The sequence below is a fragment of the Cupriavidus sp. 2TAF22 genome (assembly GCF_052115045.1).
Classification (GTDB): domain Bacteria; phylum Pseudomonadota; class Gammaproteobacteria; order Burkholderiales; family Burkholderiaceae; genus Cupriavidus.
Map to the genome: position 1 here is coordinate 26,203 of NZ_JBFRFX010000059.1, position 7,959 is coordinate 34,161.

Below are 7,959 nucleotides of genomic sequence, written 5' to 3' on the forward strand. Positions count from 1 at the left end.
CATCCCGTTGTCCTTCTGCGCTCGGAATCAGCGTGGCGGAACTCTGCGCACAATGAACCTCACCTGATGCACAACGAACCTCACCCAGACTCGTCACCACTACGGTTCAGGCGTTGACCAGCCTGAGCAAAATGGACTTGTGCACAGGTGGCGCACAATACTTCTCACCATCGAGGTGCCAGCACAAGCAACCTCACCTTGTCGTGGAACAGACCTCACCGTGCCCGCACAGTAAACCGCACCATGGCGACACACTGAACCTCACCTTTGGCACAGAAAACTTCACCTTTCTAAGGTTAAGTCCTTGATCAAAAAGGAGTTCGTGATCCTCTGTTTGTTGGTTGGGTGGTTTACTTCAAAAAAAAACAAACCAACATAGACCTACTCCAGAAACAAGAAATGATCGCAGGGCATCGGCCCTCTGATCGATGTGCGGGCGCAGCGTGGCCACTGCCATCGTGTCCCAACTACTTGGGCCGAGCGTTGAAATGATCTAAGAAGCACCCGTCCAATGCCACGAAGCCTCCCCGAGAGGGGTCGTTTGGATCAAGGTGCGCCAATCGCCTCAATGAGCTATGCCACCCTCAACGCCATGGTGAGGTTCTTTGTGAACCACGGAAGGTGAGGTTCTTTGTGTCGCTTCCATAGCGGTTCTATTTGCACAATGAACCTCACCGTCTAAGCGCGTCTCAGGGGGCAGTGAATGGTGAGGTCTATTGTGCATTGATAGCTCCGATATGTGCCCGTTTGAGATGCTGTGTGGAGGAGGCGAGGACGCGCATGACGATACGGTATCCGCGGGCATGACCTGGGACACAGGTAACTGCCTCGGTCACTACTTTTCCCTCAGGAGTTCCGTCTTCAAGTCGACCGAAGGTGAGGTCGATTGTGCTGAGGGCCGAAGGGGGCCCTCCTCTGTCTTGCCAGGCATTGAGTTGGACCGAAGCGAAGGTGAGGTCCATTGTGCCTGTTCACCCAAAACACACTTAGACGGTTCTGCCGAACGGCACAAATGACCTCACCTTGGCAGGCGCTTTCGGCGCGAGGCGCCATAGAAGGTGAGGTCATTTGTGCTGATCCGGGTCTGGGTGTGTACGACGGACGGATGCCCTAGATTTGTTTTGTGAATATCTAGGCGGCTGAAATTGCCTAAAATTTAGGCAAAATGGTTGTCCTCACGGAAGATTCCATTACAAATCAGCGATTTATGCGCCGTTCCTTAAACATTTCAGGTATTCTGAGCTTTATTGAATACTTCGGATAAACCTCAGAATGGTGAAAACAAGCCAACTTCCAGCAGTCGACCGAACTGTACCGCTTGAGCAGATATCCCAGTTCGCGGAAAAGGTCACCATTTTTACCCATGAACTTCGCGAGACGATTCTCGCACCGCGGCCGCGGAAAGCCGCACCAATTTTCAAGACGGGGGAGATTGCAGATTTGTGCAACATCTCGCACTCGCAAGTGCAGTATCTTGCGACTAAGGGGGATGGCGACCTCCCGCCAGGGAAGGCTGCGGGTACTGGGCGTACCAGGACCTTCACGCTGGAAGAGGCGCGTATCTGGGTGCAGAAGGTCTCCGACATCTATCAGACACCGCTCGTCACTGGCACGAGGGAGCCTGAGGGAAAAATCATCATCACTGCCCAGCTCAAGGGCGGGTCCGCAAAAACCACCACGACCATGTGTCTTGCGCAAGGGCTGACCCTGCGCGGCCGAAAAGTTCTGGTTGTCGACCTCGATCCGCAAGCCTCGCTTTCGGAGCTGTGCGGTTTGTATGCCGAGAAGGATGTCTCGCCGGATGACACGGTGCTGCCCTACATCTATGACCAGCAAATCGAGGGGGGACTGCTGGGAAGCATTCAGTCGACCTATTGGGATGGCCTGGATTTGATTCCCGCGCACACAGAACTTATCGGGGCTGAGTTCCATCTGCCCGCGATGCAGAAAATCAAGGCTGGCTTCCGCTTCTGGACGGTGCTGAGGGAAGGGTTGGAGCCTTTGCGCAAGCACTACGACTATATCCTCATGGATACGTCTCCCTCGCTTTCCTACCTTAACCTGAACGCTTTGCTCGCTGCAGACGCGATGGTCATGCCGATGGTTCCTGAGAACCTCGATTTCATCAGCTCGTTGTCCTTCTGGCGCCTGTTTTCGGACGTGTCGAAGAGCTTCATTAAATATGAAGCCGACAAGAAGTACGACTTCGTTTCATTGCTGCTATCAAAGGTCGACTATGGGCGCACCTCATCTGCGCCCATCGTGCGTGCTTGGGCGCAGAGCGCATATGAGAGCTGGCTGCATTCGATTGAAGTGCCAGCGAGTTCCGTCATGAGCACCGGCGCGCTGGCATTCTCGACCGTCTTTGACGTGAGCAGCACGCATAGTGCTGCGAAGTCGCTGCAGCGAGTGCGCCAACCTATCTTTGACTACTGCCGGTGGTTGGATGATATCTATGCTGAAAAGTGGAGGAACGCGCAATGAGCAATATGCGAGAGCAGCTGCTGGCCAAGACGGCGGGCATTCGGAAGACCTCGGCGATTAATCAAGACGAGGTCAAGCGCACCGATCGAACCCAGACGGCGCCTGGCCTGACTGGTGCACTGGCCGTTGCGCAACTCCGTGTCCAGGAGTTGGAAGCAAAGGGCGTCGCGTCTCAGCTCGCTATTGCCGACCTCGTGCCGAACCCATGGCAGCCTCGACGCGTGTTCAATGAAGTCAAGCTGTCAGAGCTTGCAGAGTCGATTCGCGAAGTCGGCTTAATGCAGCCCATCGTGGCACGCCGGGCTGAAAGCGGCTACCAAATTGTCGCGGGTGAGCGCCGATGGCGCGCCCATAAGATGCTTGGTCTTGATACCGTCAAGGCAGTCGTCGTGGAGTGCTCCGATGCCGATATGGCGGTGCTGGCCATGGTCGAGAACATCAGCCGGGACGACCTATCCGATTACGAAGTCGCGCTGTCTATCCGGCAGACGGAGAAGGAATTTCCCTCGCGAGTTCGACTCGCGGAGGCGCTTGGGCTTTCCAAGAGTGGCCTCTATCGATTCCTTAGCTTTGCGCAGTTACCAGATTTTGTACTGAGCGATCTCGATCTTCAGCCGCGGCTGCTGGGTGGAAGCGCGGCCGAAGCCATCGTCACAACAATTCGGAAGTATGGCGAAGCGGGCAACGATGCTGCTAAAGCGATTTGGCCGCTCGTAGCTTCGGGAAAGATGGAGCAAGGTAAAGCTGCCGGTGCCATTAAAGCGCTTGCGACCCGGCAATCTTCAGTTCCAAGCTCCGCGAGTGAGCGCAGCATTGACAAGTTTTTTTCCGGCAAGGACCAGGCAGGTTCGATTACGAAGGACGTCAACGGCTTCACAGTGAAGATCAGGGCCGGAGTACTGACGGCTGCCCTGGAGACCCAGATTCGGCAGATCCTTAGCGAAACGTTCCACCACCAGCCCAAATAGTTGCACCCTGTACAAGTCTCTGGCCCGCATTGCGCGGGCTTTTTTTTGCCCGTCAGCTTGTACCGGAAACGGATGCCCTCTGTTTTTCCGTGGTGCGGACAAGGCCCGCGCCAACCGACCTTCCCAGTGCGACTGCCAATTCCTAAGAGCGGATTGTCTGCGTGGTAGGTCATCGGCTATCCAAATCGAGGACGTGCCTATCAGTTCGGGAAAGCCAACGAGCGTCGGGGGAACCGGCTCATCCTTTGGAATCGTCGTGCGCCAGCCGAATTCGGCAACGCGCAAACTTGGGAAAGTCGGCCGGGCGCCCCCGGGACCGGAACATTTCTATGCGCGCCCGGCGCCTCCACTCACAGTGGGCCAGTCCCGAAACTCTAAGCGACCGCCTATCCGAAGGTAGTGGATTGCCCGACTTCGAACGGTTCACGGGAGTTCGCTTGGATGCTATCGGTGCCCCGTGGACACCTTCCCAAGTTGGGACGGTTCCGGGCTGCAATTGCTACTGCGTGGCCTACGATGACTCGCCTTCCACGAATCTCGCCCGGGCGTTCGATCCCAGCCCAAAAACATCCGATTGGTGGCGACCGGGGCGCTTTGCAGATCTTTCCAACGTGGAACGACTCCCGAATTTCATGCGATCTCTCCGCCAAATTGGGCGGCCGACAAGTCGAGGACCGTCCCAAGTTGGGACGGTCCCGCGTCGCGTGCCATCGCTAGGAGAAGCGGCCTTGGCGAAGCGCATCGTCCCCAGCGTGTGGCTCCAGCCGGCCCGCCGAGTGAAGTTCCGACGTCGAGGCCGCCCCCTGTGGACCGTCCCAAGTTGGGACGGTTCCAGGCCGCAATTGCTACTGCGCAGCCTGCGATAAGTCGGTCTGTGACTCGCGCCTAAGCCTCAGACCCTACTCAGAAATCATCCAAAGTTGGAGATGGCCGGCGCTCTGGTTCCCAACCTGGGAGAACTCGCGAACTTCATGCCATCTTCTGGGCAACGGGACGGCTGATGCGGCTCTGGACCGTCCCAAGTTGGGACGGTCCAGAGCCGCAGGCTACCGATTAGAGAAGCGGTTTCGGTGAACCTCACTGTTCCCGGCGTGAGTGATCCCAACCGGGCAGAGTTGCGGCATTTAGGCCGCGCCTAGCGCACCGTCCCAAGTTGGGAAGGTGCGCAACCGCAAATGCTGTGCATCCTGCGATGCGCGGCTTCCCTGAATCCCGCCCAGGCGCTAAGCCCGGCCAGAAGCCATCCGAAGGTGGAGGTGACCGACGCGCTTTGCAGGCCTTTCCAACTTGGAACAACTCCCGAATTTCATGCGATCTCTCGCCAGACTGGGCGGCCGACAAGTCGAGGACCGTCCCAAGTTGGGACGTCCAGAGTCGCGTGCCACCGCCAAGAGAGGCGATCTCGGCGAAGCGCATCTTCCCTGGCGTGAGTGAAGCCAGCCGGTCCGCCGTGTGAAGTTCTGGCTTCGATGCCGCCCCCTGCGAACCGTCCCAAGTTGGGACGGTCACGGGCCGCAATCGCTAGTGCGTGGCCTACGATGAGTCACCTTCCACGAATCCCGCCTGGGCGTTTGATCCCAGCCAAAAAGCTATCCGAGGTTGGCGGCGACCGACGCGCTTTGCAGGCCTTTCCAACTCGGAACAACCCCCGAATTTCATGCGATCTCGCCGCCAGATTGGGCGGCCGACAAGTCGAGGACCGCCCCAACTTGGGACGGTCCAGCGTCGCGTGCCACCCTGGGAGAATCGGTCTCGGCGAAGCGCATCGTCCCCAGCGTGATTGATGCCAGCCGACCCGCCGTGTGAAGTTCCGGCTTCAAGGCCGCCCCCTGCGGCCCGTCCCAAGTTGGGACGGGCCGCAATCGCTAGTGCGTAGCCTACGATGAGTCGCCTTCGCTGAATCCCGCCCGGGCGTTCGATCCCAGCCCAAAAGCCATCCGACGTTGGAGGCGACCGGGGCGCTGCGGGTCTTCCCAGCTTGGGAGAACTCCCGAACTTCATTCCGTCTCCCGGCCAGGATGGGACGGCTGACAAGTGGGGGACCGCCCCAAGTTGGGACGGTCCTGATCCACACGCCACCGTTAGGAAGCGGCTCGGTGAGCCCTCATTAATCCCAGCACGAGTGATTCTCGTCGGCCATCATGGGAAATTGCGGCATTCGGGCCCTGCCCCGCCGGCCATCCCAAGTCGGGACGGTACCGATCGGGCATGCAGTTGCCTATCGCACGATGACACAGCCTTAGTCGATCGCAGCCAGGCAGCTCATCGTGGCCAGAAACCATTCGAAGTTGGGGGAGCCGCGGGCGCGCTCTGCGGTCCTCCCCGACTTGGGACAAGTCCGGACCTTCATGCCACCTCCTGGCTAGGATGGAACGGCCGATGCGAAGCTCACGGACTTTCCGAAGCCGATCAATCCCTGCATTAAGTTGCCCCAAGTCGGGAAGCGTCCCAAGTTGGGACGCTTCCACGCCGCCATGCCGCTGCATACACGGCTTCCGCGAATTCCCGACAGGTAACCCCGCCTGAAGCCCACCGGAGTCGGAACGACCGTCGGCGCGCTCTGGGGGGCCTTCTCAACCTAGGACAAGCCCCGAGCTTCATGCCGCCCGCAGGCCAGGATTGTACGGTTCACGGAAACACGTAGACTCTCTGAAGCCGATCGCGCCCTTCAGCAAGCTGTTGCCCGTTGGGCAACTCGGACCTTCCCAAGTCGGGACGGTTCGGGCCGGCAATGCCGCCACCTATCCGACGATGAAGTGGTCTCCGTGAAATCCATCCAGGCCGCCGCCCACGCCGGCCATCGACCTTCCAAGGTTAGGCGCGTTCCCGAATCGCCGTTGCGGACCTCTCGCGTTTGAACAAGTCCCCAACTTCACGCCACCACTTGGCCTGGATGACACGGCTGCCGTGACGCTCACTAATTCTCCGCAGCCAACCAATCCGTTCAGGAAACGGTCCCAGGTGGGGACAGTCCCGAACCGCACGCCACCGCCTACCTGAAGATGCTCGCGAAGCTCCCTTACGAGCCAATCAGTCGTGGCGCGGCGCACCGACCTTCCGCGGCTGGGGCGCTCTCTGGCACGGCACGCGGGCAAAGCCAATTCGGGATGGCGCCGACCGGCCCCTCCAATTGTGAAGGGTAGCCAGTACGACACGCGACACGAGGCACCGTCCGGATTGGAATGGATTCTCGGCAAGTCCGATGGAACCGTCCAACTTGAGGAGGGCGGTGAGCCACAGTGAGCGTCCCAATTTCGGAGAGTTTGCAAGTCGCGCTCAGAGCAGCATCAGTCGGAAAGATCGCCCAGCCGCGCCGCAGCCTCTCAAAACCCGACGTGTTCTGAACCGTCCGTGTGGCATGCCAACGGAGCGAGCGATCAGGGAGCGACTTACGACAAGCGCCGAATGGCTCTCCCGCTTCCGACGTTTGCTGGGATTTCCACCTCACCTTAGACAATGGCGGCGAACCCTCTGGCGGGGGCGTTGGTCCGCCAGAGGGTTCGCATCCGCGATGCGAGATTTGAGCCCGCCCTGACGCGGCAAGGGGTCTTTAAGCGCGTATGCAGGATTAACTGAAGCGCCCGATCGCTCGGAACGCGAGCGTCGTAGCGATGAGGCAACCAGCCGCCAGGTCGCCGCGATCACTCGGTACGGCATGTCGTCGATCCGCTCGGAGCCTACCAACGCGCTTCCAGCAACCCACGGGAATGAAGAAAAGGACGTGAGTGACACCATGGATCACGCCTTACCAAGCGTCCGATCGCCCAACTCATGTTTCCGCTTGCAGATAAACACACCACACGCGGCAGATGAGCCTTCCTCCTCGGCAACCGCGTCTGAGAGCAGCCCAACGCGGGCGGATAGATGCAACCTGGAAACGGCGGACTCGCCGATTCCGGCACGTTGCGTTTGGCAACCGCACCATCTTCCCAGCAGGCCGCTCCAGGCAACGATCTACTTTCGTGGCAGCAACGTGGGACCTAAGTGGAATATACGTGCCATGCACGGCCCACCTATGTGCCACGTGTGAGATGAAAGCGCGTTATACCGTCGCGAGCAGCACGGAAGTGGCGGGTTGTGTTTTGGCTGTCACTGAGGGCGAGGCTGGCTCGACGAGTTGCGAGGTCGGCTCGGCTCCACGAGATTATGAACACGCGAAAGGAGCTTGGTTGGAAGTTCAGGCAACGTGCCATGGGGCCGCTTTGCACCGATCCGGCGTCCTACACAAGCCTGGACACGCCGTTGTTTGCGCAGCAGGGCACCATGGCGAGAGCCATGGAAGGCGCTGAGGTCCATCCAACTGCCGCAGGCCTGGTGGTCGCCCAGCACTTGGGCAGGGGAGCCACAGATGCCAGGAAATTTATATACTGAGTGCGCCGGGAGACCGGCAAGGAGTTGGTGGTGCAAGTCCACTACGATGAAGGAATAGCGAGCCACATCGGCCCCGAGCCGTGCGCAGGCCACCGCGAGGTGGTAGGCGAAGCGTCGGTAGGGGAGCGTATGGGCC

The 7,959-nt window shown here is 59.3% G+C and carries 2 protein-coding genes; both read left to right on the plus strand.

Annotated elements, in window-relative coordinates:
- Positions 1–1,272 precede the first annotated feature (1,272 nt).
- Complete coding sequence (locus AB4Z48_RS36900; RefSeq protein ID WP_441623271.1) at positions 1,273–2,484, plus strand: ParA family protein; 1,212 nt, start codon at positions 1,273–1,275, stop codon at positions 2,482–2,484.
- Positions 2,481–3,452 (plus strand): ParB/RepB/Spo0J family partition protein, encoded by a 972-nt coding sequence (locus tag AB4Z48_RS36905; protein ID WP_441623273.1) that lies wholly within the window; start codon positions 2,481–2,483, stop codon positions 3,450–3,452. The genes AB4Z48_RS36900 and AB4Z48_RS36905 overlap by 4 nt, the downstream gene beginning before the upstream one ends.
- Positions 3,453–7,959 lie beyond the last annotated feature (4,507 nt).